Source organism: Leucobacter soli, from assembly GCF_042659205.1.
Lineage (GTDB): Bacteria > Actinomycetota > Actinomycetes > Actinomycetales > Microbacteriaceae > Leucobacter > Leucobacter soli.
Genome location: NZ_JBHSRW010000330.1, coordinates 1 through 1862 on the forward strand (window position 1 = coordinate 1; position 1862 = coordinate 1862).

At 72.3% G+C, this 1862-nt stretch carries 2 protein-coding genes; both read right to left on the minus strand.

What is annotated here, in order from left to right:
• The coding region (locus ACFPZL_RS12790) for an aldo/keto reductase (protein ID WP_382335737.1) at positions 1-820 on the minus strand (820 nt) is incomplete at its 3' end.
• A 123-nt stretch (positions 821-943) separates the two neighbouring features.
• The coding region (locus ACFPZL_RS12795) for a class I SAM-dependent methyltransferase (protein ID WP_382335739.1) at positions 944-1862 on the minus strand (919 nt) is incomplete at its 5' end.

Genomic DNA, 1862 nt, shown 5'->3' on the forward strand with positions numbered 1-1862 from the left:
GCAGCCAGGCCAGCGAGACCGCGGCGACGTCGACGCCGTGCAGGGCGGCCACGTCGTCGAGGGCCGCGAGCACGAGCCGGCCCCGGCTGTCCAGGTAGCGCACCGCGTCCTCGGCACGCTCGCTCGCCCCCTCGGCGACGGCGGCGTCGGGGTCGCGGTATTTGCCCGCGAGGAATCCCTCAGCCAGCGAGTAGTAGGGGAAGACGCCGAGGCCCTCCTTCTCGGCCGCCTCGCGCAGGCCGTTGGTCTCGTAGTGGCGCTCGACGAGGTTGTAGTGCGGCTGCAGCGCCACCGGCAGGTGGTAGCCGCCGGCACGGGCGATGTCGCACCACTCCGACACGCGGGCGGCCGTGTAGTTCGAGACGCCGATCCAGCGCACCTTGCCCGCGTCGACGAGCTCGGAGAATACCGCGACCGTCTCTTCGAGCGGCGTGTCGGGGTCGTCGTAGTGGGCGTAGTAGAGGTCGATACGGTCGGATCCGAGGCGCCGCAGCGATGCGTCGGCGGCCGCCCGCACGTTGCGGGTGGCGAGGCCCGTGAACTCGGGATGGGTGCCGACCTTGGTGGCGACGGTCACCCGGTCCCGGGCGCCGCGCGCGGCCAGCCACTCCCCGATGATCGCTTCGCTCTCGCCGCCGGATCGTCCGGGGGCCCACGAGGGGTAGACGTCGGCGGTGTCGACGAAATCGCCGCCGCCGGCGACGAACGCGTCGAGCACATCGAAGGCGGTGTCGCGGTCCGCGGTCCATCCGAAGACGTTGCCGCCGAGCGCGAGCCTCGCGATCTCGAGATCCGATGATCCGATACGTGTGCGTGTCACCATGACGCTCCTTCGCTCGTAGCTTCCCCGTATGTAGAGATTACGGTACAACGCAGCCGTCGACGCGAATATGGGCGGCAGGCCACTCGCGGGCGTCTCGGATGTGCGCGTGCACCCCGGTGGTCAGCGCGGTCGCCGTCGACGGGCGGCCAGCACCGTGAAGGTGCGGTCCCGGTCGAGCTGCCGGGCCGGGCCGATCGCGCGTTCGACAACCGACCGGTAGGCGAGGCCGGAGTTGAAGACGAGGCGCAGTTCGCCGCCCGGCGCGAGGGCGCGGGCGCAGGATCGGATCAGGCGGTGCGCGACCCCTGCGTGCACGGTCGCGCCGCTGTGGAAGGGCGGGTTGAGCAGGATCAGCTCGGCCCACCCTTCGGGCACGGCTTCGGCCCCATCGGCTCGGATCACGTCGATCCGTGCGGCCACCCCGGCCGCGTCGGCCGTGAGCCGGGTGGCTGCGACGGCGGCCGCCGACTGATCGGTGGCGATGACCTGCGCCGAGGGGAAGGCCAACGCGGCCGAGACTGCGAGGACTCCGTTGCCGCATCCCACGTCGACGACGGTTCGCGGCTCACCGGCCGGCGGCTCCTCCGAGAGGCTGCGCAGCAGCATCCGGCTGCCGCGGTCCAAGGTCGCGCCCCCGAACGTGGCGCCGTGCGCGGCGAGTGCGAACGGGAGGTCGGGATCGCTGCCCCAGACGGGGAAGCGCAGGTCTTCGATGCGTGCGGCGTCGAGCGGAGAACGGGCGGTCAGGATCCGCGACTTGCGCGCCGCGAGCCCGGCGGCGACCTCGCCGAAGCTGCGCCCGAGCACGTCGTTCATGGCACGGGTCATGTGCTTCACCCGGCCGCCGGCGAGCACGGTCACGCCGGGCGCGGCGTACCGGGCGATCGTCTGCGCGATCTCGTCCAGCTCTGCGAGCGAGCGGGGCAGCTGGAGCAGCACGAGCTCCGCGCCGACGAGCAGTTCAGCGCCGAGCGGGTGGTTCGCGTTTGTCAGTCGGCTCCGTTGAACTGCGCCCGGCGGCTCACGATCCAGCGGGCGA